Raw genomic sequence first — 23,256 nt, 5'->3', positions numbered from 1 at the left:
TCGGGAAGTTCGCCAGTCACGTTCGAGGGGTTAGGATCGTTTATACAGTTTATCGCTTTATTTGAGCGTTTAACAGTCGTTCATTACTCGGCTCGAGCGACCAGCGAGTCGGCCGCCTCGAGCGCTCGCTCCCGGACCGCCGCTTCGTCGAGCGTGAGCACGTCGCGGTCGCGCATGAGCACCCGGCCGTCGCAGACGGTGTGGCGCACGTCGGCCGCCGCGGCCGCGTACGCGAGGTGACTCACGAGGTCGTGACGCGGCGTCAAGTGGGGTTTCTCGAGGTCGATGACGGCGATATCGGCCGGCCCGCCCGCCTCGAGACGGCCGGACTCGAAGCCGATGGCGTCGGCGCTGCCGCGGGTCAACATGTCGACGACGGCCTCGGCGGGCACCGCGCTGGCGTCGTCGGCCGCGAGCTTGCCGAGCATGGCCGCGTCGCGGGCCTCGTCGAGCATCGAGAGGTCGTTGTTCGAAGCCGCGCCGTCGGTGCCGAGACCGACGGTGACGCCGGCCTCGCGCATGCGTTCGACCGGGGCCATCCCGCTGGCGAGTTTCATGTTCGAGGCCGGGCAGTGGATCACGCCGGTCCCGGCGTCGGCGAGCAGGTCGATCTCGGTCTCGTCGACGTGGACACCGTGAGCGACGAAGTCCTCGGACTCGAGCATCCCGTGTTCGGCGGCGTACTCGAGCGGTCGAACCCCGTGTTCGTCGACGATCGGAGCGACCTCGTCTGCGGTCTCGTTCGCGTGGTAGTGAATCGGGATGCCGGCTTCCCGGGCTTCGGGGACGAACTCTTCGAGGTACTCGCTCCCGACGGTCGTCAGCGAGTGGGGCATGAACGCCGTCGAGATCCGGCCGTCGGCCGCGCCGTCGTACTCGCGGGCAATCTCGAGGCTCGTCCGGGCGTCCTCGCGAGCGTCGTCGTCGTCTTTGGCGACGGTGACGACGCCGTGGCCGAGGCGGGCGCGAAGACCGCTCTTCTCGACTGCAGCGGCGATTTCGGGGACATCGAAGTACATGTCCGCGAAGGCCGTCGTTCCGGACTTGATCAACTCGAGCAGACCCAGTTCGGCACCGACGCGGACGTCATCGCCCGTCAGTTCGGCCTCGGCGGGCCAGATGTCCTCCTGTAACCACGCGTCGAGGGGCTTGTCGTCGGCGTACCCCCGCAAGAGCGCCATCGCGACGTGGCAGTGGCCGTTGACGAACCCCGGCGTCACGAGGGAGTCCGCGGCGTCGAGCGTCTCGTCCGCCTCACCCGCGAGGTCGGGACCGATCTCGAGAATCTCGCCGCTCTCCTGATCGATCAGTACGTCCGCGGCCGTCACCGTCAGGTCGGACCGGAGAACCCGGCCGTCGGTGATCGCAAGCGTCGTCATTGCCACACGGTTCTCGTCGGGCGGCCTTATTGTGTCGATTCGACCGATCACCGCCACCCGACGGCGAAACGTCTTGGAAACCAGTCGGCGGATTTAACATTTCGGTCGCGGAATAGCCGGTATGAACGATCGATCGCGGCGCGCGGAGGGCAGCGGCTTTTTCAGCAGCTATCCGCCGCAAGCGGCGCTGGCCGACGCGTGGGACGAACACAGCCGGTACGTCGGCTTCGCTGCCGGCCTGTTCGCGCTCGGCGTCGTCATCGGGATCCTTCTTCTGGCGGCCGGCTACAACCTGCTCGAGATCATCGCCGACTTGCTCGGAGAGAGCCTCTTTCCCGAGAACATCGACGAGTTCGGTGGACTCGAGTTAGCGCGATTCCTGCTGGTGAACAACTCACAGGCGTTTTTCCTGTCGATCGCCGGCGCGCTGTCGCTCGGGCTCCTCACCGCGTGGGCGATGGTGTTCAACGGGATCATCGTCGGCAACGTCGGCGCTGCCGTCGCCAACAGCGTCGGCCTCGATTACATCCTCGTCGGCCTGCTCCCCCACGGGATCTTCGAACTCCCGGCCCTCTTCATCGCCGCCGGCGTCGGGTTCCGGCTCCTCTACCGGTTCGGCCAGCGGATTCGGGGCACTCGCGACGCGGTCTTTACCAAACCCTACCTCTACCGGACCGGCCTCCTCGTGCTCGCCGGTTGGCTCCTGTTGGTCGTCGCCGCATTCGTCGAGGCATTCGTCACGCCCGCCCTGCTCGAGGCCCTGTTCGCCCAGCGCCTCGAGGGACTGAGCACGCCCTGAGTGACTGCTGGGGACGAGCCACTGTTTCGGCCGGTTTACTCCCGCTGAACGATATAAACGACCCCAACCGACGACCCTCTTTTTCACCGTTGGATGACTGTCGCTCGGTATGAACAGACGCGCGGTCCAACTGCTACTCGTCGCGGCCCTCGTGGCCGTCGCCGGCTGTGCCGGTGGCATGGGCGGACAACCAACGAGCGAATCGGCAGGCGACGATCCGCAGAGCGTCGACGACTCGAGCGGTGGAACCGGAACGGCCGCGTTCTACGTCAGCGACGAACCGAACGCGATCGGCGACTTCGACCACCTCAACGTCACGATCACGAAGGTCGGGTTCAAAAAGGCCGGCGGTGGTGACGGCAACGCGACCGATGGCGACGACAACGAGAGCGAGTCCGACGACGGCGGCAACGAAACGTCGACCGACGCGACGGACGACGAAGGCGACGGCAACGAAACGGACACGGCAGAGGATGGCGCTGCCGACAACGAAACCGCCGCGTCAGATGACGACGCCGCAGCCAGCGAGGACTGGGTCGAGTACGATGTCGACGAGCGGACAGTCGACCTCACCGAACTCCAAGGCGCGAACGCCTCGATGATCGATGAGTTCGACCTCCCGGCCGGCGACTACGAGAAGGTATTCATCTACGTCAGCGACACCGAGGGGATCCTGACCGACGGCACCGAGACGAACGTGAAACTGCCGAGCAGCAAGCTCCAGCTCAACTCACAGTTCACCGTTGGCGACGGCGAGCGGGTCGACTTCGTCTACGACATCGCACCCCACAAGGCCGGCAAGAGCGGGAAGTACATCCTCAAGCCGGTGATCAGCGAGAGCGGGACCGGCGACAAGGTCGATATTCGCGACGTCGACAAGGACGACGAGAACGAAGGCGACGACGAAGACGAGACCCGCGGCAACGTCGGGAACGGAAACGGTGCGCCCGAAGCGAACGAGACTGACGACTAGTCGACGACGCTGTGACGACGCCTCGAGCGCGCTGTCGACTCAGGCTCGAGGGCCGTGACGTCGGAGCTTCTTCTTCGAGCGATGTGCCGGCAGCCGCTCGAACACCGATCAGCGGCGGAATCGGCCGAGCAGTTCGTAGTCCCGATCCGGCGTGTACCGGCGGAACAGCAGGCTGTTAGAGAGGACCGAGACCGACGACAGCGCCATCGCGCCGGCCGCGAGGACGGGTTGGAGCAGGCCCAGCGAGGCAAGCGGGATCATCGCGGTGTTGTAGCCCAGCGCCCAGACGAGGTTCTGCTTGATCTTCGCCAGCGTGGCCTCGGAGATACGGATGGCCTTCACCACGTCGAGCGGGTCGTCCCGCATCAGGGTCACGTCCGCGGCCTCGATGGCCACGTCCGTTCCGGAGCCGATGGCGGTGCCGACGTGGGCGACGGCGAGTGCCGGCGCGTCGTTGACCCCGTCGCCGACCATCATCGCCTTACGGCCCGTCGACTGGGTGTCCTCGACGGCATCGGCTTTGTCCTCCGGCAGGACCCCTGCGCGGACGTTGTTGGGATCGATCCCCACTCGCTCGGCGACGGCGCGGGCCGTCCGCTCGTTGTCGCCGGTGAGCAGCATGACGTCGAGTCCGCGCTCGCGCAGTTCGCCGACCGCCTCGGCGGAACTCTCCTTGACCGTATCGGCGTCGGCGACCACGCCCGCGACCGCGCCGTCGACCGCGACCAGCATCGCGGTCTTGCCCTCGCTCTCGAGGCGTTCCATCTCGTCGGCGACGGGTGCGGGATCGACGCCGTCTCCCTCGAGGAGCCGCCGGTTGCCGACCAGTACCTCGCGGCCCTCGAGGGTCGCCCGGACACCTTGTCCCGGCACGTTCTCGAACTCCTCGGGGTCAGTGAGTTCGAGGCCGCGTTCCTCGGCTCCCTCGACGATGGCTCGAGCGAGCGGGTGGTCGCTGTTGCGCTCGGCGCTGGCGGCCAGCCGGAGCACCTCGCTCTCGTCGAGGCGGTCCCGGATCGCGAGCGCTCCCCCGTCAGCCGCCGTCTCACCGCCGTCCGCCGCGGCCGACTCGCCCTCGAGTGCGACCACGTCGGTCAGCGTCATCTCGCCGGTCGTCAGGGTTCCGGTCTTATCGAAGACGACGGTATCGACGTCTCGCGCCCGCTCGAGCACGTCACCGCCCTTGAACAGGACGCCGTTTTTCGCGCCCAAGGTGCTGCCGACCATCGTCGCGGCGGGTGTGGCGAGACCCAGCGCGCAGGGGCAGGCGATCAGGACCGCGGAGGCGAAGACGACGATCGCGAACTCGAACGTCGAGAGGGCCGCGGGGCCGCCGCCGACCAGCCCCAACACTGGCACCGCGTCGACGAGTCCAGCCAGCGCCTCGGGGAAGAGGAACCAGACCAGCCCCCAGACCGTCGCGTTGAGGATGACTGCGGGGACGAAGTACGCCGAGATGCGGTCCGCGAGGTTCTGGATCTCCGGCTGGCGTGACTGAGCCTCCGTGACGGTCTGGACGATTCCCTGCAGGGCCGTGTCCGAGCCGACCTTGGTCGCTTCGACGACCAGCACGCCGTTCTCGTTGATCGTCGAGCCGATCACCTCGTCGCCGGCCTCTTTCTCGACGGGCACCGACTCGCCGGTCACCATCGACTCGTCGACTGCCGACTGGCCGTCCACGACGACGCCGTCCGTCGGCACCTTTTCGCCGGGTCGGACTTTCATCCGATCGCCGACCGCGACATCCTCGAGTTCGACCTCGCGTTCGGTCCCGTCATCGTCAACCAGCGTCGCCGTCTCGGCTTCCATCTCGAGGAGTTTCCGCAGGGCGTCGCTGGCCTGTCCCTTCGATCGGGCCTCAAGGTAGTTGCCAAGCGTGATGAACACGAGAATCATCGCGGCGGTGTCGAAGTAGAGATTGCCCGCGAGCAGGTCAAGCAGGACAACGAGGCTGTAGAAGTACGCCGTCGACGAGCCCAGCGCGATCAGCACGTCCATGTTGGCGGTCCGGTTCTTCGCAAGCGCGGTGTAGGAATTCTCGAGGAACTCGCGGCCCAGCAGGACGTAGACGGGTGTCGCAAGCAGGAACTCGACCCAACCGAAAGAGACGCCGAAGACAGTCTCCGGGACGTAGGCCCCGCCGAGCAGGAACTTGTTGGCAAGGAAGAACAGGAACGGGGCCGACAACACCGCGCCGAAGATCGTCAGCCGGCGCTGCTTGCGGATCTCGGCCTGCCGGGCCGCGTCGCGCCGATCCTGATCGGATACCTCCTCGCTTCCCTCGTCGCGGACCGGCGTATAGCCAGCGTCCTCGATGGCCCCGTAGAGGGCCTCGAGCGAGACATCGGCTGGGTTGTAGTCGACGGTTGCCTCGTCGGTGGCGTAGTTGACCTCCGCGTCGATGACGCCGGGGACGGACTCGAGGGCCGCTTCGTTGGTTTCGGCGCAGTTCGCGCAACTCATGTCGGTGATCCCGATCGAACGGGTCGCGCGGTCGGCCTCGTAGCCGGCCTCGTCGATCGTCTCGTAGATCTCGGCCAGCGGGATCGTCTCGGGATCGTACTCGACGCTCCCGTCGTCGGTCGCGAAGTTCGCGTTCGCCTCGCGTACGCCGTCTCGGGACTCCAGGGCATCGCTGATCGTCTGCGAGCAGTTCGCACAGCTCATGCCCCGGATGTCCAAGCGGGTCGTCCGGGTACTCATTACTCGCTAGTAGGGGATTCCGTCTTACCCCCTTTACTGGTCGAAATCCAAAGTGTGACGGGTCGAAATCCTTCGAGTCGAAAGTTAGGCGCCGTCCTCGAGCCGATCGTATCGGCCTTCGAACCGCCCCTGACAGGACCGACAGCAGAAGTGATACACTTCGCCGTCGATCCGGCTCGATTCCCCCTCGCTGTCGACCGTATTCCCACACTCCGCACAGGTGAGCGCGAACTGCGTCCCCTCGAGGGAAGGCGTCCACTCGGCGTCGTCGACCAGCGTTACGTCGTAGTCGATACCGTCGGCGTCGGGGAGCAGTCCCGCGAGCCACTCGCGGACGCCGTTGACCTGTGCACGAGCGTAGAACCAGATCTCGCCATCAGCGGTGACGAACACGTGCTCGACGGCGTCGGCCTCGGCGGCCGCCGTTCGGCAGTCCTCGACCGCGTCTGGGGGCGCAGTTACCTGTACGAACACCGGCACCCCCGCCCGGAGCTGTGACTGGTCGACGTCGAGGGTGAAGCGGTTGATAATCCCGGCTTCCTCGAGGCGGTTGATACGGTCGGAAACCGCGGGTCCGGAGAGGTCGACTTCAGCGGCGATCTCGCTGAACGGCCGCCGGGCGTTCTCGCCCAGCAGCCGCAAGATCGCCATATCGGTTTCGTCGAGGTCGCGCATACGCCTCGTTGATCCCGGCCACCAAAGAACGTGGCGGCGGTACCTTTGGAATCCGAAGTCAAATCCACCAGCAGGTTATCGCCGGAAGGGATAACGCACAAAGAAGAGCTGCCCCTATACACTCGTATGAGTCAGACACTCACCGTCGAAGGCATGTCGTGTGATCACTGCGAACAGAGCGTCGAAGACGCGCTCGAGGACGTTTCGGGCGTCGAATCAGCCGAAGCCGATCGCGAGGCCGAACAGGCTACCGTCGACGGGGACGCGGACCCACAGGAACTCGTTCGCGCGGTCGACGAGGCCGGCTACGACGTGTCGGCGTAGAGACTGGCCACCGGGATCGAACCGCCGACTCGGTCGGATGAAAAGACAATTCCCCCACCACCGCCAAGGAGCCAGCATATGCGAATCGCCGTTCCCAACAAGGGCCGCCTGCACGAGCCGACGATCGATCTCTTAGAGCGGGCGGGGCTCCATCTCGAGAACGGGGCCGACCGGAAACTCTACGCGGACACCGTCGACCCCGACGTGACGGTACTGTTCGCCCGTGCGGCCGATATCCCGGAGTACGTCTCCGACGGCGCGGCCGACCTCGGGATCACCGGCTTCGATCAGGTACAGGAGGCTCGCGTCGACAACGTCTCGGAACTGTTGAATCTGGAGTTCGGGCGCTGTCGGCTGGTGCTCGCGGCTCCGGAAGACGGCGACATCGGCGGCGTCGAGGACCTGACGGGCAAGACCGTCGCTACCGAGTTTCCGAATATCACCGCAGACTTCTTCGCCGAGACCGGCGTCGACCCCGACATCGTCGAGGTCTCGGGTGCGACAGAACTCACGCCGCACGTCGAGATGGCCGACGCCATCGTCGACATCACGAGCACCGGCACGACGCTGAAGATGAACCGGCTGGCCGTCGTCGAGGAGGTCCTCTCGAGTTCGGTGCGCCTGTTCGGTCGCGAGGACGTCCTCGACGAGCCGAAAATCGGCGAGGTCCGGACCGCCCTCGCCTCCGTCAAGCAGGCCGAGGGCAAGCGCTACCTGATGATGAACGTGCCCCGAGATCGACTCGAGGCCGTCCGCGATGTCATTCCGGGACTGGGCGGGCCGACGATCATGGACATCGCCGACGAGAAAGAGGGTGAGGCCAAGGTCGCAGTGCACGCCGTCGTCGACGAGGGAGACGTCTTCGAGACGATTACCGAGGTCAAAAGCGCCGGCGCGAGCGATATTTTAGTGACCGAGATCGAGCGTCTCGTCGAGTAATCGCGACCGATCGCGATCGCTTACTCGAGTCGGGAGGCGATCGGGCGCTCGAGCGAGTCGAACTCGAGGAGGGATTCGAACGCGGTGCAGTTGGCCGCTGGGCCGACGAGGTTCCGCACCCGATCGAAGCGGACGATATCGTGTTCTTCGAGCAGCGGGATGTGCGTTTCACAGAGCGAGGTGTGAATCCGCTGGCGCAGTCGGTGGATCGTCGTCCCGACCGCGGGATCGTGCTCGGCGTCGGCGAGTCGCCCGACCAGCGTTCGCAACGCGATCGGATCGTCGGCGGCGAGGACGCAACGAACCACTTCGCGCCGGCGGTCGCTGTCGACGACGTCCCGGATCGTGTCGCGTGCGAGCGGGCGGCGGCCGATCGCGGCGTCGTTCCCGAGGTGAAACCGATCCGAAACCGGTGTCGTTCGATCTGGGTGGATCGTCATGGGCACGTGAGAGTCAGGAACGGGGTGCCGGATAAACGCGAACGGTCGTTTCGACGAATATGGCTCGGTTCAGGCGAGTCAGCCCCGCTGGGGCGGGATTGAACGATCGATAATCCGGTAAAATCGACGGTGGAGTGTGCGACAATCGGCGAGAGCAGCGATTGCTCAAGCCGGGAACTACGGCGGCAAACGGGTAAGCAGTCGCTACCGACGAGCGCTCTGCGGCCGGTCGCGAAAAGAGTCTCGCGGACACGACGGACCTGCTGTCTGGCGGGCACGAGGACGTGTCCGTGAGCGAATCGGTGGCGTGGGCACCGCTCGAGGCGGTCGACGGCAGCCGAAAACGGGTGCCGTTACTCGAGCAGGCCGAGATCCTCGAGCCGGGAGACGATCTTGTCGACCGCGTGTTCGGCGTCTTCGGGCTTTTTCCCGCCGGTGATGACAAGCTTGCCCGAGCCAAAGAGCAAGGCGACGACTTCGGGCTCGTCGAGTCGGTAGACCAGACCCGGGAACTGCTCGGGCTCGTACTCGATGTTCTCGAGGCCCAGCCCGATGGCGATCGCGTTCAGGTTGAGGTTGCGCCCCAGATCGGCCGACGTGACGATGTTCTGGACGACGATCTCGGGGTCTTCGTTGACCTGAATCTGGAGTTCGCGGAGCTTGTCGAAGACGATGCGCAGGCTCTCGTGAACGTCGTCAGTGCTTTTCGCGCCGGTACAGACGATCTTCCCGGAGCGGAAGATCAGGGCGGCGGATTTGGGATTCTGGGTACGGTAGACGAGACCGGGGAACTGCTCGGGGTCGTAGTCGGCCCCCTCGAGGTCCATGGCGACGCTCTGGAGGTCGAGTTCCTGTCCGATGCCGGTCGACGCCACCACGTTTTCGATGTTGATGGTGTCCTTCGGATCCGTCATTAGTCGCTTAAAAAGACGTATTTAAGGTTTATAAAGGTTAGTACCGCCACCTGATATATCCGGTTTATACGATCCCTGCGATCTCCGGGACGGCCGATTTCAGGGTGGTAGACGGGTCGTAGGTATGATATTTGGTATCGTGTATAATCGACCGGTTTGCAGAAAGCGGTAGGCTCATGGCCGGTCCGAAGCGATGATTCGACCGTGTATCTGCTCGAGTTCGGCGGTGAAGACGACGCGTTCGCGGCCTGTGAGGCAGCCAGCGCTGCGACTGGTATCCGCCGAATCGCACCCGGGCTCGCCGTTGCGGGCGGAATCGTCCCCGAGCGCATCCACGGACTCGCCTACACCCGGCGCGCAAGCGACCTCCTCGGCCGCGGCGACGCGGACCTCGCGAGTGCCCGCGCCGTGCTCGAGGCCGCCTCGATCGACCGGGAGGGCAGTGTTGCGGTGCGAGCGACGGACGTCCACGGCTCGAGCGGCGTGAGCACCGAACGCGCGGAGCGCGAACTGGGACAGGTACTGGTCGACCGCGGGTTCGCGGTGGACCTCGACGAGCCGGACCACCTCCTGCGGGTCGCGTTTTCGGAGGGCGTGCTCGCGGCCGATTCGGGCGCGGACTCTCTCGAGGATGGGGAGCGTACGGACGACGAGGAGTCCGCGGGCGAGCGCGTTTCGACCTGCGCGCTCGGCTGGCTCGCGGCCGAGAGCGTCCGGGACTTCGGGACGCGCAACCCGACGGACAAACCCTTCTTCCAGCCCGGGAGCATGGATCCCCTGCTCGCGCGCGCCGTCGCGAACGTCGCGGGCGCTCGGCCGGGCGCGACGATTCTGGATCCGATGTGTGGCACCGGTGGCGTCCTCGTCGAGGCCGGCCTCGTCGGTGCGGACGTAGTCGGCACCGACGCGCAGGCGAAGATGGCTACGGGGGCGAGTGAGAATCTGGCGTACTTCCTCGAGACCGATGAACCCTCGCCGACCGGCGTCTCGCGGGGCTCGTGGCATGTCGGTCGCGGCGACGGAACCCAGTTGCCGCTGGCCGACGACGCGGTCGACGGGGTCGTCTTCGATGCCCCCTACGGTCGCCAGTCGAAGATCGAGACCCACCGGCTCGAGGACCTCGTCTCGGGCGCGCTCGCCGAAGCTCACCGGGTCGCGCCGCGAGCGGTCGTGATCGCGGATCGGTCGTGGCACAGCGAAGCGCGGGCGGCGGGCTGGGAGCTCGCGGCGACGTTCGAGCGCCGGGTCCATCGCTCGCTGACGCGGTACGTGATGGTCCTCGAGCGGTGACTATCGTAACTGAACACAGTCCCGTCTCCGATACCGAGTCGGAAACTCACGCTGCAGCAAGGGCTACTGTCGTGACGATGGGTAGTCGCCATGCCTTCGTCGACCGATTCGCTCGCGACCCACCGCACCACCATCAAGCACAGGTGGATACCCGCACAGTGGAGAGTACTGTAGTGGGTTCGTATTTCTCCCCATGTCTTATGGTGAACGATTGCGTTTGATTAGATGCGGGTGATAGAATGAGCGGGACAAACGACACTGCCAGCGAGGAGTACGGAACGGCACAGATCAATCATCGCGGCCGGTTGACGATTCCGAAGGAACTCCGTGACGAACTCAATCTCGAGGACGGGACCGAGTTCCGAGTCGTTCGAGACGGTGGCGACATCCGTCTCGTCAGGGAACTGCCCGATCTCGAGACGCTTACACGGGGAGAGGAGTGGGGTGACGAGGCGTTCCGGGACGCGGGTGATGCGACGTTCGGTGGTCGGTGAGATGGGGTCGAAACGCGTCTTGCCTGACCTCAACGCACTGTCGATTCAGTTGGTAGACGACCATCCCGGCCATCCACACGTCGCGGAGGAACTGGTTCCAGCGCTCACTGGGAGCGATTCACTGATCGCCTTCGGCTATCTTCCGCTCCGGATTCAGTGGGTACTCGAAGATCTCGGCTTCGACACATATGAAGCGCGAAACGCCGTTTCGTCGCTCCTCCAGTATCCGCTCGAGTTCGTCGACGTGGACGACCAGACCGTTCTCGACGCCTACGAAATCAGTGCAGAGAAGAACCACGATGTCTACGACTGCTTTTATATCGCGCTCGCTCGACAGACCGATGCCGACGTACTGGTGACTACCGATCGCGACTTCGATCGTCTCTGTGACAACGAACCGTTCGAGTACGTCAACCCGGTTCCGGAAGCGGTACTCGAGCGCTTTCACAACGTCAACGACTCGTAACGAGAAACGGACGATCACCTGAGTGGAATCACGCCTCGATCTCGTGGACCCGATCCCGAAGCCGTTTCCCCTCCTCGCTCTCGATCGAGAGGTCGGGGACGGGGACCTTCTCGCCGTCCTCGTCGATCGCGACGAAGGTAAACGTCGACTCGGTCGTCTTCTCGGTCTCGCCGCTGCGGGGTTCCTCGCGCCAGGCGCGCAACGCGACGTGGACGCTCGTCCGGCCGGCGTCGTAGACGTAGGCCTCGACGAGGGCCGTGTCGCCGATCTGGATCGGCCGCTCGAAGTCGAGTTCGTTCACGCGGGCGGTGACGCAGGTCTCGCCGGCGAATCGCATCGCCGACATCGCGCTCACCTCGTCGAGCCACTTCATCAGATTGCCGCCGTGGAGCGTGTCGTTGTTATTCGCGTGATTGGGCTGGACGCGAAACCGGTTCTTGATGTAGGTCTCGAGAAGCGTCGGCATACCCGGTCGTTCGCAGGGGAGGGGGATAACGGTCGGTATCGGCGAGAGATTGGCCGGGAATTCCTCGCTTTCTCGACGAATGATCAGAGAGCAGTGAAACAGGAGTCAGGCGTCTCGACCCAGTTCCGCAAGCAAGTGCGAGACGTGAACGCGGTCGCTCGTCCCCTCGTGCATCTCGACGTCGATATCGGCCGCCAGCCGGTGGATTTCGGCGAGCCGATCGCCCTGATACCGTTTTCGAGCGATGCGAAGGATCTCCTCGAGGACCTCGTTGCCGTCTAATCCCTCGTCGACGAGCAGGTCATCAAGGGTCGAGCGGGCATCGGTGAACGCGCCGGCCTCGGCATCGTCTAACATCGACTCGATCTCCTCGTCCAGTCCGACCTCACCGATGGTCTCGTAGGCCGCGCTCATCGTGAGTTCGCCCTCGTCCTCGACGGTCGTCTGGGCCGCCAGAATCGCCTGCCGGAGGTTGCCGTTCGCGTAGCCCGCGACGAACTCGAGTCCGTCGTCGTCGTAGTCGACGCCCTCGCGCTCGACGATGCGCTCGAGGACGGTGACGATCTCGTCGCTGCTGGGCGAGCGCAGGGAGACGGGGAAACACCGCGAGCGGATCGGCGGGATGAGCTTGGTGGGCTGGCGGGTGGCGACGATGAATTGGGTCGTCCGGTGGTGTTGCTCCATGATCCGGCGCAAGGCCTGCTGGAAGTCCTCCCGAACGTCCTCGGCGTTGTCGAGCAGGATCGTCGTGTACCCGCCCGAAACCGGGGCGTAGCTCGCGGACTCCTTGAGGACGTGGTTGATCATGTCCCGCTTAGACATCGAGGAGCGCCCGACGAGGAAGTGCTCGAACCGGGGGTCGTTCTTGATCTCGGTCTTGGTCCGGCCGAAGAAGTCGGCGACGTTGATCTCGACGAAATCGTTGTCCGGGTCCGCGTGGGCCTCGCGGGCCAGTGCGCGCGCTGCGGCCGTCTTCCCGCTCCCGGGGGGTCCCTGCAGGAGGAGGTTGATCGGCTCCTCGACGGCTCGCTCCAAGTACTCGCGAGCGTCGTCCTGTGGCAACTCGGCCAGCTCCGGGGCGTGGGTCTCGGTCCACAGCGGCGCGTCCATCGCCAACCGATAGGTGCGGGACGGGTAAGAATCGGTCGATTACGCGTCGCTCGAGGCGGGGGATCAGTCGCCGGTCGATTCGTTTTCGGAGTCGTCACTGCCATCACCCGACTCGTCCGCCCCTGCGTCCGCGATCGTGAACGTCGTTTCGACCGGCTCACCCTCGAACTCGATCGGCGAGGCAGCGTCTGCCTCGCCCGGCGAGCCCGCATAGAGGGCGGCGGTCAGTTCCTCGCCCTCGGTGACCGACGCGTCGTCGGACAGTTCGACGGTCACGTTCTCGTGTTCACCGGGGTCGAGTTGGTCGCTCGTCCCGACCGTCGTGCCGTTTTGCTCGACGGCGACGAATCCCTGCTCGGGGATCGCCGCGGCGGCCGTTACAGTCTCGTTGGAGGCGTCGGAAACCGAGACGCTCGGCTCGGTGTGGAACTCGAGGTCGATGTCCGAGACCGCACCGTCGCCGTCGGTGTAGACGCCGATCGTCCGATTACCCGGCGGCGCGCCGTTCGTGTCCATCTCGAAGGTCACGGTCCGGGACTCGCCGCCATCGAGTTCCAGGACTCGTCGTTCGAAGACGGTTCCGTCGATACGGACCGTGACGGACTGCTGGGTCTGGAACTCGGTCGGATTGCGGATCGTCGCGTTCACCCGAATCGTCTCGTTGGTCGTCGCCGTCGCGGGTGCGTCGATCGATTCGACGACGAACGAGTCCCCGAGCGCGTCCTCCTCGGTGGTCGTCACCGTCGCGGTGTCGCTGACCGGGAACCCGTCCTCGAGGTACGGTTGGTCTTCCTCGCCGTCGGTCTCGCCGTACGCGTAGCCGTCCTCATCGGCGGTGTCCCGATGGACCGTCGCCGTGAGCTGGCCGACCAGTTCCCGGGTCGAATCGTCCTCGCGCTCGATGGTGACGTTCTCGTGGGTCCCTGCCTCGAGTCGCTCGGAGACCGCGAGCGGTTCGTCGCCGCCGTCGGTGAGCACGACGTAGCCGCCCTCGGAGAGCGAAACCTCCCGGATCGTGACATTGCTGCCGTCGCCCTGCTGATCCTCGAACGTGATCGAGGCCTCGGGGTCCTCCTCGACGCCGAAGATGGCGGGGGCCTGCCCGACGACGATACCGGCGACGAGCACGACGGTGATCGCGATTAGGATGGCGACGATCCGCTTGAGGGTGCCAAACGTCAGTCTCGAACTCATTGGGGGTGTCGTCGTCCTCGTGTTGGGACTCGATCGACGTAAAACGCATCGTCCGTTCGCAGGTCGGTAGATCGTTCCAGGATGGTTTGGGTGAATAGTCGCCACTTACCACAGTTCAGACAGTCGGTTCGTCGGTCGAACCGAACGGACAGGAATTCGAACCCAACGACCGACTCGAATACCGACAGCAACGATTCCCACGGATTGGGGTCGGTGCCGGACCGTGAATTCGGGCTCGAGCGATCCGAAGCCGGTTTAGTCGCGGCCCGCCGAAGCACTATCGATGGCACTGCGCGTGACGTTTTTGGGGACGGCCGGGGCGATTCCGACGACCGAGCGGAATCCGAGCAGCGTCTTCGTCGCCCGCGAGGGCGAGGGGTTGCTGTTCGACGCCGGCGAGGGGACCCAGCGGCAGATGATGCGGTTCGGAACCGGGTTTTCCGTCTCGCACCTGTTCGTCACGCACCTCCACGGCGATCACGTCCTCGGGATTCCGGGGCTGCTCCAGACGATGGCGTTCAACGACCGCGAGGAGCCGCTGGCGATCCACACCCCCCACGGCACGCGCCAACAGCTCAAATCGCTGGTCAACGCCCTCGGAAACCGCCCCTCGTTTCCGGTGCGGATCAGCGAGGTCGGCGACGGCGATGTCGCCTACCGGGCCGAGGAGTACGAGGTCCGGGCGTTCGAAACCGACCACGACACCCGCTCGGTCGGCTACGCGCTCGCCGAGGACGACCGCAAGGGCCGATTCGACCGCGAGCGCGCCGAGGAATTAGGCGTCCCGGTCGGACCGAAGTTCTCGAGACTCCACGAGGGCGAGCCCGTCGAGCTCGAGGACGGCACCGTGGTCGACCCCGAACAGGTCGTCGGCGACCCCCGTCCGGGCCGGTCGATCGTCTACACCGGCGACACCCGCCCCGCCGAGGCGACGATCGCGGCGGCCGACGAGCCGGATCTGCTGATCCACGACGCTACCTTCGCCGACGACCGCGCCGACCGCGCGACCGATACCGCTCACTCGACGGCCCGCCAGGCCGCCGAAATCGCGAACCGAGCCGGCGCGGACCGGCTCGCGCTGATGCACCTCTCCTCGCGGTATGCCGGGCGGACCGAGGACCACGAGGAACAGGCTCGAGAGGTCTTCGCGGGCGATGCGGACGACGCCTTCGTCCCCCAAGACGGGCAGTACCTCGAGATTCCGTATCCGGACGGCAACGAGTGACTCAGTCGGCTCCCTCGGCCGTGCATATAGTAGCCACTGACTATCACCCGGCTCGATCAGCTACCCTACGCACACACAGTCGACTGCTCGAGAGGGCCACGACACGGCACAAACCGTTCGAACTCGGATCGTAGAAGACAGTAGCAAAAGAGGTAGGCGGTATCGAGTCGGAACTGATCACTCGTCTCCATCGGCTGCAGCTCTCGCTTCCTCGAGTGCGACCACACTAACAGAGCCATCGCCCGAAACGGTCACTCGATAGTCCGAGAACGTAAACGAGAGTTGGTTTACCGAGTGAGAAGAGGGGTTCGAAAAAAGCGAGTCAAGCGCATCCGGATCGATCGAGTAGTACAGCGGCGCGAGGTCGGAAACGGCCGTATTACTCTCTGCAGCAACTGTTTTGATCACACGATGACTAACGGGGTCCATGTCGTGTGTTCGTCGACTGTCCTCCTCGGACTGACCGAACGCTGGGGGATCCTTTGCTGTCATACTACCACTCTTCCCGCCGGCTCCTGTTACGAAGTCCGCCTCAATAGGCCCGTTGTGGTCGTCCTCACACTCATTATATGCGGGGGCATGTTCTCCAGCACCGATTACTCCTCGTGAATGATCGTGTTGCCAATAAGGTTCCGGTGGCCACGACGGAGCCGTGCAGACGCCGCGTTTCGAGAAATATCGAGATCGGCAGCGAGTTCGGTGAGTGTCCGATCGCGAGGGACCTCGAAATACCCGGCGTGGTATGCGGCTTCCAGCGCTTCCTGTTGGTCCGCGGTCACGCCGTATTCGGCCTGTTCTTCGGGGTTTTCCGGTCGATACACGCGCTGGGGCTGGAAGGTAAAGTCGTGCTCGAGACAGTACTCCTGGAACCCGGAGAGCGCTTCCTCGTTCGGAAACAGGATTTTTACTTCCCAGCGATCAGCATCGGCGGTCACGGCTTCTAAGACGGTCGCCTTCGCGTCGGAGACCGCGGTGATCAGATTCGGCACGTTCATTTCCCACGTGACGCGATAGAACCGCTCTTCTTCCGCTTCGTCGTGACTATGCTGTTCGTCTTGCTCCTCGAGAATGAGCAGTTCCCGAACCATCTCGTCATCGCGGACGGCTCGCTCGAACGCATCGAAATCCGCTCCGAAGGCCCAGAAGTACGGAGTGATGTGCGATTTTCCCCCGACGACACGTTTGATTTCGATGCGCATCTCCGGGACTATCGTCAACGTCTCTGCCAGGACGAATTCGTCGGCCGGGACGATGAACTCCGTGAGAACACTCATCGGAGGGATGGATTCCACGGGAGTAGTTGTAAAAGCTCCCGGTACTAGCAGGTCCAACCCGACCGCTCCATCCGCTGCTCGAGTGCTGTCCGCCAGCGATTCGAGCGAAGTGCGAACCCGCGTCGGATTTATAGCCGTCTCGTTCCTATGGCTCCCTGTGAGTACGCGAACGAGTGCGCTCGATGCAGTCGTCTTCGGCGTCGACATCCAAAGTGGTGACGTGCGCGGCGATGCGCCATCGTACGCACTGGCCGTCTACGACGGGGAAGAGGTCACCCGGGACGTCGTCAGCCACCGAAAGCTCAGGCGACTGATCGACGACGAGGAGCCGGCGATCATCGCGACGGATAACATGTACGAGCTGGCCGCGAATAAGGACGAACTCATCCACTTCCTGGGCTCGCTCCCGTCCGAGACCATGCTCGTCCAAGTGACGGGTGCCGAACAACCCGAGCCGCTCTCACGCGTCGCGAAGCGACACAACATCCCCTACGGAAAGGACCCGATGCAGGAGGCCGAAGCCGCCGCCCGACTGGCCGCCCACAACGTCGGCCACGAGGTCTCGGCGTTTACCGATACGACCGAAGTCAAGGTCGCACGCGGGCGCTCGACCGGCAGCGGCGGCTGGAGCGAGGACCGCTACACCCGCCGCATCCACGGCTCGGTCCGGAAACGAGCCCGCGAGGTCGAGTCCGAACTCGAGGACGCCAACCTCGAGTTCGAGAAAGAGGCCCGGGAATCCTACGGCGGCCTCGCAAACGCCATCTTCACCGTCCAAGCCCGGCCGAGCGACATCCCCGTCTCGCGAAATCGATCGGGTGATGTCCGCGTCGAAATCGAGCGCCAGCGCCGCGACGGCATCGAGTTCCGCCCGCTGGTCAAGCGCCGCGATCACGTCATCGTCGGGATTGACCCCGGGACGACGACCGCCGTCGCCATCATCGGCCTCGAAGGCGAGGTGTTAGACGTCTGGAGTTCCCGCACCAGCGACACCGCAGCGGTGATCGAGTGGATCGTCGAGCGCGGTCGCCCCGTCATCGTCGCGGCCGACGTGACGCCGATGCCCGAAACCGTCGAGAAGTTCCGGCGGAGCTTCGACGCCGCAGGCTGGGTCCCCGAAACCGATCTCCCGGTCGACGAGAAACAACATCGCACGCGCGAGCACCCATACGAGAACGACCACCAGCGCGACGCGATGGCCGCCGCGCTGTACGCCCTCGACGCCCACGAGGACCAGTTCGCGCGAATCGCCGACAAACTCCCGCCGGGGATCGACCGTGGCGAGGTCACCGCCCGCGTCGTCGCCGGCGAGGAGAGCGTCGAGGCCGTCCTCACCGACCTGAACGACGACGACGAGCCCGAAGAGGAGTCCACCGAGCACAAACCCCGCGAACTGAGCGAGGAGGAAAAACGGATCAAGGACCTCGAGCGACAGGTCGAGCGGCTCCAGTCCCACGTCGAGCGACTCGAGGGGCGCGTCGAGGACCGCGACGACCGGATCGACGACCTCGAGTCGGAGCTCTCGCTGGCCCGCCGCGAGGAGCGCACGCAGGTCCGCAAGGATCGCGAAGTGAGCCGCCTCGAGCGGAAGGCAAACCGGCTCGAACGCGAGCGCGACGAGGCTCGCGATGAGGTTGAGGGGCTCGAGCGGAAAGTCGAGCGGATGAAAGCCCTCTGGAAGCTCGACCATTCGAACTTCAGTGATGTCTCCGCGGAGAAGGAGGGACTGGTCCCGGTCAAAGTCGTCGAGAAGTTCACGAAGGGGGCGATCCGCGAGGCCGACGAGCAGTACGGCATCGCCAGCGGCGACGTGGTCTACATCCGCGACGCGAGCGGCGCGGGCCGCTCGACGGCCGAACTGCTCGCGGGGTTCGACCCCCGCGTCGTCCTCAAGGACGGCGGCCTCTCCGAAATCGCCGACGAGATCCTCTTCGACAGCGAGATCCCGGTCGGCCCCGCCGACGACGTGGCCATGCAGGAGGTCGACGAACTCGCCGTCGCCCGCGAGGACGACGTCGAGGCGGCCATCGACGACTGGCACGAGCGCGCCGAAGACAGGAAACGAGATCGCAAGGCCGCGATGGTCGATCAGGTCATCAGCGAACACCGCGCCGGCGACAACGAAGTGTAGATCGGCCGGTTACGTCTCGGGACCCGACTCCATCGGCGACAGCACTGTCGGTACGTCCTCGAGGGCGACCTCCTCGGTCAGGTCCTCGGTATCGTCGACCGGCCCGTTGACGAACAGGGCGTGGCCGATGAAGGCGATCGAGACGAGCCCGAGCGCGACGACCGCGGCCGGAAACGGAACGGGCGTCGCGTAGCCGACGACGGCTCCGGTCCCCAGACTCGATGCGATCGCGATCAGCACGAGATCGTAGTACTGGAGCGTGTATCCCATACGACACCAACGAGACGCAGGCGCAAAACGCTTGAGCCTCAGTAGCTCGGCCCCAGGGGAAGGGGAGGGCTCAAAACATGCCGAAACTCTGGAGCATGCCCGAGATCAGGGATTTGACGACCAGCCCGAGGCCGGCGACGATAAGGGCCATTCCCGCCGCGATCAGCAGGTTCTGAGACGCGATGAGGGCGATACCGGCGAGCAAGATTACGATGCCGGCGATACCGAGCGCACCGAGGTTTTTCAACATACGCAGGATTCCAGAGCCGAGCGAAATAAGCGGCGTGGTTTCGGGGTCTCACCGCGGCCACAGCCGGCCATAGCGGGCGCGATTCCGCCGATCGAATCAGTAAAGCGTTAAACCGTTCGACCGCGAACCCACGGCCATGAGCGACGACGGTGAGGGTGGTCGGAAGAACCTCCGGATGCCCGAGGACGACGAGGTCTTCGCGACCGTCACGAACATGCTCGGGGCGAATCGGGTCAAAGTACGCTGTGCCGACGGGACAGAGCGCACCGCTCGCATTCCCGGCAAGATGCAAAAGCGCATCTGGATCCGCGAGGACGACGTCGTCCTCGTCGAGCCCTGGGACTGGCAAGACGAGAAGGCCGACATCACGTGGCGCTACGAGAAGAGCGAAGCGGATCAGTTGCGCGACGAAGGCCATATTCCATAAAACGAAATTTTACTCTGCGGTCTGTCGCGCTGACGGCAGCGTAGCTGCCGCACAGCGCGGCGTCCCTCGGCAAAATTTCGATCAGAAGCACTCCTCCTTCCCCTTCGTTCACTGCGTTCACTCCGGGTCAGTCGTCGGCCCGCGAGCGCTATCGGCGCTCGCGGTGAACGGCGTCGTTCGGGTTCTTCGAACCACTCACTCGCCGACGATACGAGTGGGGTAGCCCTACTGTCCGATACGATTCACCATCGCCGGTACCGATATTGCTCGAGAACGCGCGATCTATCGTATCGGCTGACTATCAGCCGACACAGAAGACTTATTTCGCCCTTGGTCATCCACCTGCGCATGAAACTCAGCCGGCGGCGAGTACTCGGTGGGATCGGGGCCGGCGCTGCGGCCGGGCTGGTCGGGATGCCGGCGTCGGCAGCGGAGGACGGGATCGGCACCGACACCGAGCGAGTGTTCATCCATCCGAAGACGGGCGTGCTCAAGGACCTCGGCGAACTCCTCGACGTGATCGAGGCCATCGGTGGGACGACGGTCCTCGAGTTCGAGAACTTCGAGTTCGTGGTCGCGGAGGTGCCGTCGACCGGGCTGGACGAACTGCGTCGCGATCGCCGCGTGGCGTCGGTCGAAGACGACGACGAGACGGGGATTCCCTCGGACTGGTCGCCGTCCCTGCCGACCCTCTTCGAGCCGCCCGGCGGCTCGGATTGTGCGACCCACCCCGACCAACGGGCGTCGTGGGGCGTCGAACGGATCGGCGCGGATGCCGTCGAACCGGACGGAACGGGCGTCGACGTGGGGATTCTCGACACGGGAATCCAGTCGGACCACTGCAGTCTGTCGGTCGCCGGCGGGCGGAACTTCACCGCCGACGGCGGCGCCGGCGACTACGAGGACCGCCACGGCCACGGGACCCACGTCGCCGGGGTCACCGGCGCTGACGACAACGACCGCGGCGTCGTCGGCGTCGCCCCGAACACGAATCTGTACGCGGTGAAGGTGCTCGGCGACGACGGTTCCGGCCGGTACAGCGAACTGATCGCTGGGATCGACTGGTGCATGTCGAACGACGTGGAAATTATCTCAATGAGCCTCGGCGGCGAGAGCGAGAGTGCCACGCTCGGCAGGGCGATCGACGCCGCGCACTCGGACGGCCACCTCCTGCTCTGTGCGGCCGGAAACGAAGGAAACGACGGCAGCGACTCGTGCGCCGCGGAGACGATGACCTATCCGGCGACCCACGAGAACGTCGTCGCGGTCACCGCGATGGACGAAGACGACCGGCTGGCGTCCTACAGCAGCGTCGGATCGGCCGTCGATCTGCTGGCCCCGGGGACAAACGTCACCTCGAGCACCGTCGACAACGAGTACGCCGAGGCGAGCGGCACGAGCGTCGCCACCCCGTTCGTCACCGGCGTCGCGGCGCTCGTCTGGGAGACGCGCGAGGAGGACGGTCCGGGACCGAGCGATCCGGTCCGGAAGCTCCTCGGCGAGACGGCGGAGACGGTGCTCGGAACCTGCGCCGAAGGCGACGGACTCGTAAACGCCCGCGCGGCGCTCGGCGACGACCGCGCGACGGAGGGCGGGGAGTGGGGCGGCGGACGGTGGGACGGCGGACTCGTCGGCGGCCTCCGGTCGCTGTTCGGGCGGTTCGTAGACCTGCTCGCTGGCTTCGTCGAGTGGCTCTGGGGGCTGTTTTCGTGACCGTCGCCCCTCTCGGCGACGCGTACCGGCCGCCCGACCGCCGGTGAGGTCACGTCGATCGGACCCGTTCGGTCACGCGCGGGGATAGCGGCGGCGAAACCCTTGATACCGTCCGTCGCCTCTAGTATTCGATGATCGACGAAACGTACCGTACGGAAATCAGCGATGAATTGGCCACCGGAATCGTGAGCGCCGCGCGCACGGGTCTCGGCGATACGCTCCGGAGCGTCGTGTATTTCACGCCCTCGGCGTTCGACGTTCTCTATCTCCGGCGAGACCTCTACGACTCGCCGGAGGCCGCTCGAGCCGCCAAGGGAATCCTGGTCGAACTCGAGCGGGTCGGGTTCGCGGAGGTTCCGGTCCGAACGAGGGTCACGGACCCGACGGACGGGTCGGATATCGGACCGTACGAGTTCACCGTCCGATTCCACGACGACGGATTCGTCGTCAGAGTGCTACAGGAGGATGCCGGCGCGATTATGACGACTGACGGGATGGACGTCAACGCGTTCGAAGACGCGGCGACCGCGGTTCGACGGCTGCTCGCCGACGCGAAATAGCGACCGAGAGCGAGACGAGCCGTTCGAACGACGTCTCGAACCCGGTTCAGAGCCCGGCGACGTCCTCGATCGCGTCGGTAAGCTCCTTAATCGACTCGAGGTCGTGTTCGCCCATGTGACCGATGCGGAACGTTTTCTCGCCGAGTTGCGAGCCGTAGCCGTTCGAGAAGACGAAGTCGTACTCCTCGCTCACGGCGTCGATGGTCGCGGCGACGTCGATCCCTTGCGTGTTTTCGATGCAGCTCACCGTCTGGGACTCGTAGCCCTCTTCGGGGAACATGTCGAAGTGCTCGCGGGCCCACTCGCGGGTGTACTCGGCCATCTCGCGGTGGCGCTTGTCGCGCGCGTCGTGGCCCTCCTCTAACATGCGTTTCATCTGTTTGCGGTAGGCCAGCATGATCGGGATCGCCGGCGTGGAGTGAGTCTGTCCCTTCCGGTCGTAATAGTCGATCGTCCGCTGGAAGCCGCCGTACCACGACGCGGAGTCTTTCTCGAGTTCGCGATCGTAGGCGTCGTCGCTGACGACACAGACCGCAAGCCCGGGCGGCATGGCGAAAGCCTTCTGGCTCGAGGCGAAGATCACGTCGATGTTGTGTTCGTCGATGTCGACGGCGTCCCCGCCCAGCGAGGAGACCGCATCGACGACGAAGTAGGTATCCGGATACTCGGCGACGACGTCGCCAATCTCCTCGATCGGATTCCGGACGCCCGTCGAGGACTCGTTCATGACGGTCGCAACCACGTCGTAGTGTTTGTCACTCGACTCGAGTTCCGCGCGGATGTCCTCGGGCTTGATCGCCTGTCCCCAGTCGTACTCGAGGCGGTCGACGTTCTTGCCCAGTCGCTCGGCCACGTTAGCGTGGCGCTCGCTGAAGCTCCCGCAGGTCGGTACGAGAATGTTCTCGTCGACGAGGTTGAGCGTCGAGGCCTCCCAGAACTCCGTGCCCGAGCCCGTGAGAATGACAACGTCGTTGTCGGTGCCGAGGAACTCCTTCGTGTCCTCGACGATGGTCGTATAGAGGTCGGTCATCCGGTCCATGCGGTGGCCGAACATCGGCTCGGCCATCGCCTCGATAACGTCCTCGCGGACCTCGGTCGGACCCGGGATATACAGCGTTTTGTCGGGGTAGTCGCCCGTGTATTCGCGTTTCTCGGTCACGGAAATCACCTGATACGGGCTACTGCGGAACGAGGCGGTATGGTACTTTTGATGCCCGGTTGATCGATTGCCCCGATCCAC

At 64.9% G+C, this 23,256-nt stretch carries 25 protein-coding genes; 12 read left to right on the top strand and 13 right to left on the bottom strand.

Annotated features, from left to right (window positions below; translation table 11 throughout):
- Window positions 1–83: 83 nt before the first annotated feature.
- Window positions 84–1,379, bottom strand: a complete 1,296-nt coding sequence (locus tag ACJYUO_RS16045; RefSeq protein ID WP_494346348.1) for an amidohydrolase — start codon at window positions 1,377–1,379, stop codon at window positions 84–86.
- A gap of 121 nt (window positions 1,380–1,500) precedes the next feature.
- Between ACJYUO_RS16045 and ACJYUO_RS16040 the strand changes: the two genes are divergently transcribed.
- Both ACJYUO_RS16040 and ACJYUO_RS16035 read left to right on the top strand, forming a co-directional pair.
- On the top strand, window positions 1,501–2,178 hold the full coding sequence (locus ACJYUO_RS16040; protein ID WP_494346347.1) for a stage II sporulation protein M: 678 nt from the start codon (window positions 1,501–1,503) through the stop codon (window positions 2,176–2,178).
- A 109-nt stretch (window positions 2,179–2,287) separates the two neighbouring features.
- Window positions 2,288–3,151 (top strand): DUF4382 domain-containing protein, encoded by an 864-nt coding sequence (locus tag ACJYUO_RS16035; protein WP_494346346.1) that lies wholly within the window; start codon window positions 2,288–2,290, stop codon window positions 3,149–3,151.
- 108 nt (window positions 3,152–3,259) lie between these two features.
- Here ACJYUO_RS16035 and ACJYUO_RS16030 read toward each other — a convergent pair whose 3' ends face one another.
- Window positions 3,260–5,854: a heavy metal translocating P-type ATPase gene (locus ACJYUO_RS16030; RefSeq protein ID WP_494346345.1), complete on the bottom strand. Its 2,595-nt coding sequence runs from the start codon at window positions 5,852–5,854 to the stop codon at window positions 3,260–3,262.
- A gap of 84 nt (window positions 5,855–5,938) precedes the next feature.
- Window positions 5,939–6,529 carry an AsnC family transcriptional regulator gene (locus tag ACJYUO_RS16025; RefSeq protein ID WP_494346344.1) on the bottom strand — a complete coding sequence of 197 codons (591 nt, stop codon included), beginning with the start codon at window positions 6,527–6,529 and terminating at the stop codon, window positions 5,939–5,941.
- 126 nt (window positions 6,530–6,655) lie between these two features.
- On the opposite strand from ACJYUO_RS16025, the gene ACJYUO_RS16020 reads away from it, so the two are divergent.
- Together ACJYUO_RS16020 and hisG are read left to right on the top strand one after the other, a co-directional pair.
- On the top strand, window positions 6,656–6,853 hold the full coding sequence (locus ACJYUO_RS16020) for a CopZ family metallochaperone (protein ID WP_494346343.1): 198 nt from the start codon (window positions 6,656–6,658) through the stop codon (window positions 6,851–6,853).
- A 78-nt stretch (window positions 6,854–6,931) separates the two neighbouring features.
- Entirely contained in the window at window positions 6,932–7,792 is an 861-nt protein-coding gene (gene hisG / locus ACJYUO_RS16015; protein ID WP_494346342.1) for an ATP phosphoribosyltransferase, read from the top strand.
- Between the two features lie 20 nt (window positions 7,793–7,812).
- Here the strand turns inward: hisG and ACJYUO_RS16010 are convergent, their stop codons facing one another.
- Together ACJYUO_RS16010 and ACJYUO_RS16005 are read right to left on the bottom strand one after the other, a co-directional pair.
- Window positions 7,813–8,232: a DUF7344 domain-containing protein gene (locus ACJYUO_RS16010; RefSeq protein ID WP_494346341.1), complete on the bottom strand. Its 420-nt coding sequence runs from the start codon at window positions 8,230–8,232 to the stop codon at window positions 7,813–7,815.
- A 353-nt stretch (window positions 8,233–8,585) separates the two neighbouring features.
- Complete coding sequence (locus ACJYUO_RS16005) at window positions 8,586–9,146, bottom strand: TATA-box-binding protein (protein WP_006671604.1); 561 nt, start codon at window positions 9,144–9,146, stop codon at window positions 8,586–8,588.
- A gap of 204 nt (window positions 9,147–9,350) precedes the next feature.
- Between ACJYUO_RS16005 and ACJYUO_RS16000 the strand changes: the two genes are divergently transcribed.
- The 3 genes from ACJYUO_RS16000 (at window position 9,351) to ACJYUO_RS15990 (ending at window position 11,396) form a co-directional block, all read left to right on the top strand.
- Window positions 9,351–10,436 (top strand): TIGR01177 family methyltransferase, encoded by a 1,086-nt coding sequence (locus ACJYUO_RS16000; protein WP_494346340.1) that lies wholly within the window; start codon window positions 9,351–9,353, stop codon window positions 10,434–10,436.
- 239 nt (window positions 10,437–10,675) lie between these two features.
- Window positions 10,676–10,930 carry an AbrB/MazE/SpoVT family DNA-binding domain-containing protein gene (locus tag ACJYUO_RS15995; protein WP_494346339.1) on the top strand — a complete coding sequence of 85 codons (255 nt, stop codon included), beginning with the start codon at window positions 10,676–10,678 and terminating at the stop codon, window positions 10,928–10,930.
- A 1-nt stretch (window position 10,931) separates the two neighbouring features.
- Window positions 10,932–11,396: a type II toxin-antitoxin system VapC family toxin gene (locus ACJYUO_RS15990; RefSeq protein ID WP_494346338.1), complete on the top strand. Its 465-nt coding sequence runs from the start codon at window positions 10,932–10,934 to the stop codon at window positions 11,394–11,396.
- 28 nt (window positions 11,397–11,424) lie between these two features.
- Here ACJYUO_RS15990 and ACJYUO_RS15985 read toward each other — a convergent pair whose 3' ends face one another.
- The 3 genes from ACJYUO_RS15985 to ACJYUO_RS15975 form a co-directional block, all read right to left on the bottom strand.
- Entirely contained in the window at window positions 11,425–11,862 is a 438-nt protein-coding gene (locus ACJYUO_RS15985; protein ID WP_494346337.1) for an acyl-CoA thioesterase, read from the bottom strand.
- A 105-nt stretch (window positions 11,863–11,967) separates the two neighbouring features.
- Window positions 11,968–12,972: an AAA family ATPase gene (locus tag ACJYUO_RS15980; RefSeq protein WP_494346336.1), complete on the bottom strand. Its 1,005-nt coding sequence runs from the start codon at window positions 12,970–12,972 to the stop codon at window positions 11,968–11,970.
- 63 nt (window positions 12,973–13,035) lie between these two features.
- Entirely contained in the window at window positions 13,036–14,166 is a 1,131-nt protein-coding gene (locus ACJYUO_RS15975) for a DUF7282 domain-containing protein (RefSeq protein WP_494346335.1), read from the bottom strand.
- 283 nt (window positions 14,167–14,449) lie between these two features.
- On the opposite strand from ACJYUO_RS15975, the gene rnz reads away from it, so the two are divergent.
- Window positions 14,450–15,391 carry a ribonuclease Z gene (gene rnz / locus ACJYUO_RS15970; protein ID WP_494346334.1) on the top strand — a complete coding sequence of 314 codons (942 nt, stop codon included), beginning with the start codon at window positions 14,450–14,452 and terminating at the stop codon, window positions 15,389–15,391.
- Between the two features lie 177 nt (window positions 15,392–15,568).
- On the opposite strand, the gene ACJYUO_RS15965 is transcribed toward rnz, so the two are convergent.
- Together ACJYUO_RS15965 and ACJYUO_RS15960 are read right to left on the bottom strand one after the other, a co-directional pair.
- Window positions 15,569–15,820: a HalOD1 output domain-containing protein gene (locus ACJYUO_RS15965; protein ID WP_494346333.1), complete on the bottom strand. Its 252-nt coding sequence runs from the start codon at window positions 15,818–15,820 to the stop codon at window positions 15,569–15,571.
- A gap of 167 nt (window positions 15,821–15,987) precedes the next feature.
- Window positions 15,988–16,665, bottom strand: coding sequence for a helix-turn-helix domain-containing protein (locus tag ACJYUO_RS15960; RefSeq protein WP_494346332.1), 678 nt, complete (start codon window positions 16,663–16,665; stop codon window positions 15,988–15,990).
- Between the two features lie 157 nt (window positions 16,666–16,822).
- On the opposite strand from ACJYUO_RS15960, the gene ACJYUO_RS15955 reads away from it, so the two are divergent.
- The gene (locus ACJYUO_RS15955) at window positions 16,823–18,796 is read left to right on the top strand and encodes a DUF460 domain-containing protein (RefSeq protein ID WP_494346331.1); all 1,974 of its coding nucleotides are present in this window, start codon (window positions 16,823–16,825) and stop codon (window positions 18,794–18,796) included.
- A 9-nt stretch (window positions 18,797–18,805) separates the two neighbouring features.
- On the opposite strand, the gene ACJYUO_RS15950 is transcribed toward ACJYUO_RS15955, so the two are convergent.
- On the bottom strand, window positions 18,806–19,066 hold the full coding sequence (locus ACJYUO_RS15950) for a DUF8015 family protein (protein ID WP_494346330.1): 261 nt from the start codon (window positions 19,064–19,066) through the stop codon (window positions 18,806–18,808).
- A gap of 70 nt (window positions 19,067–19,136) precedes the next feature.
- Complete coding sequence (locus tag ACJYUO_RS15945; RefSeq protein WP_494346329.1) at window positions 19,137–19,316, bottom strand: DUF7470 family protein; 180 nt, start codon at window positions 19,314–19,316, stop codon at window positions 19,137–19,139.
- Window positions 19,317–19,452: 136 nt separating this feature from the next.
- Between ACJYUO_RS15945 and eif1A the strand changes: the two genes are divergently transcribed.
- From eif1A to ACJYUO_RS15930, 3 genes are all read left to right on the top strand, one after another.
- Entirely contained in the window at window positions 19,453–19,743 is a 291-nt protein-coding gene (gene eif1A, locus ACJYUO_RS15940) for a translation initiation factor eIF-1A (RefSeq protein WP_006431933.1), read from the top strand.
- 348 nt (window positions 19,744–20,091) lie between these two features.
- Complete coding sequence (locus tag ACJYUO_RS15935) at window positions 20,092–21,456, top strand: S8 family peptidase (RefSeq protein WP_494346328.1); 1,365 nt, start codon at window positions 20,092–20,094, stop codon at window positions 21,454–21,456.
- A 131-nt stretch (window positions 21,457–21,587) separates the two neighbouring features.
- On the top strand, window positions 21,588–22,016 hold the full coding sequence (locus ACJYUO_RS15930; RefSeq protein ID WP_494346327.1) for a DUF7522 family protein: 429 nt from the start codon (window positions 21,588–21,590) through the stop codon (window positions 22,014–22,016).
- Window positions 22,017–22,062: 46 nt separating this feature from the next.
- On the opposite strand, the gene ACJYUO_RS15925 is transcribed toward ACJYUO_RS15930, so the two are convergent.
- Window positions 22,063–23,175, bottom strand: coding sequence for a pyridoxal-phosphate-dependent aminotransferase family protein (locus ACJYUO_RS15925; RefSeq protein ID WP_494346326.1), 1,113 nt, complete (start codon window positions 23,173–23,175; stop codon window positions 22,063–22,065).
- Window positions 23,176–23,256: the final 81 nt, after the last annotated feature.

This window comes from Natrinema sp. CRL1 (assembly GCF_059162405.1).
Note: the sequence above shows the minus strand (reverse complement) of the source record. Positions and strands in the feature narration are given on the sequence as shown.

Coding starts and splice junctions, on each gene's coding strand:
- ACJYUO_RS16005 (WP_006671604.1), bottom strand. CDS start 9,146: ATGACGGATCCGAAGGACACCATCAACATCGAAAACGTGGTGGCGTCG.
- ACJYUO_RS15935 (WP_494346328.1), top strand. CDS start 20,092: ATGAAACTCAGCCGGCGGCGAGTACTCGGTGGGATCGGGGCCGGCGCT.
- ACJYUO_RS15965 (WP_494346333.1), bottom strand. CDS start 15,820: ATGGACCCCGTTAGTCATCGTGTGATCAAAACAGTTGCTGCAGAGAGT.
- rnz (WP_494346334.1), top strand. CDS start 14,450: ATGGCACTGCGCGTGACGTTTTTGGGGACGGCCGGGGCGATTCCGACG.
- eif1A (WP_006431933.1), top strand. CDS start 19,453: ATGAGCGACGACGGTGAGGGTGGTCGGAAGAACCTCCGGATGCCCGAG.
- ACJYUO_RS16040 (WP_494346347.1), top strand. CDS start 1,501: ATGAACGATCGATCGCGGCGCGCGGAGGGCAGCGGCTTTTTCAGCAGC.
- ACJYUO_RS15950 (WP_494346330.1), bottom strand. CDS start 19,066: ATGGGATACACGCTCCAGTACTACGATCTCGTGCTGATCGCGATCGCA.
- ACJYUO_RS15975 (WP_494346335.1), bottom strand. CDS start 14,166: ATGAGTTCGAGACTGACGTTTGGCACCCTCAAGCGGATCGTCGCCATC.
- ACJYUO_RS15995 (WP_494346339.1), top strand. CDS start 10,676: ATGAGCGGGACAAACGACACTGCCAGCGAGGAGTACGGAACGGCACAG.
- ACJYUO_RS16030 (WP_494346345.1), bottom strand. CDS start 5,854: ATGAGTACCCGGACGACCCGCTTGGACATCCGGGGCATGAGCTGTGCG.
- ACJYUO_RS15980 (WP_494346336.1), bottom strand. CDS start 12,972: ATGGACGCGCCGCTGTGGACCGAGACCCACGCCCCGGAGCTGGCCGAG.
- ACJYUO_RS16010 (WP_494346341.1), bottom strand. CDS start 8,232: ATGACGATCCACCCAGATCGAACGACACCGGTTTCGGATCGGTTTCAC.
- ACJYUO_RS16035 (WP_494346346.1), top strand. CDS start 2,288: ATGAACAGACGCGCGGTCCAACTGCTACTCGTCGCGGCCCTCGTGGCC.
- ACJYUO_RS16045 (WP_494346348.1), bottom strand. CDS start 1,379: ATGACGACGCTTGCGATCACCGACGGCCGGGTTCTCCGGTCCGACCTG.
- ACJYUO_RS15945 (WP_494346329.1), bottom strand. CDS start 19,316: ATGTTGAAAAACCTCGGTGCGCTCGGTATCGCCGGCATCGTAATCTTG.
- hisG (WP_494346342.1), top strand. CDS start 6,932: ATGCGAATCGCCGTTCCCAACAAGGGCCGCCTGCACGAGCCGACGATC.
- ACJYUO_RS15930 (WP_494346327.1), top strand. CDS start 21,588: ATGATCGACGAAACGTACCGTACGGAAATCAGCGATGAATTGGCCACC.
- ACJYUO_RS15985 (WP_494346337.1), bottom strand. CDS start 11,862: ATGCCGACGCTTCTCGAGACCTACATCAAGAACCGGTTTCGCGTCCAG.
- ACJYUO_RS16020 (WP_494346343.1), top strand. CDS start 6,656: ATGAGTCAGACACTCACCGTCGAAGGCATGTCGTGTGATCACTGCGAA.
- ACJYUO_RS16025 (WP_494346344.1), bottom strand. CDS start 6,529: ATGCGCGACCTCGACGAAACCGATATGGCGATCTTGCGGCTGCTGGGC.
- ACJYUO_RS15960 (WP_494346332.1), bottom strand. CDS start 16,665: ATGAGTGTTCTCACGGAGTTCATCGTCCCGGCCGACGAATTCGTCCTG.
- ACJYUO_RS15990 (WP_494346338.1), top strand. CDS start 10,932: ATGGGGTCGAAACGCGTCTTGCCTGACCTCAACGCACTGTCGATTCAG.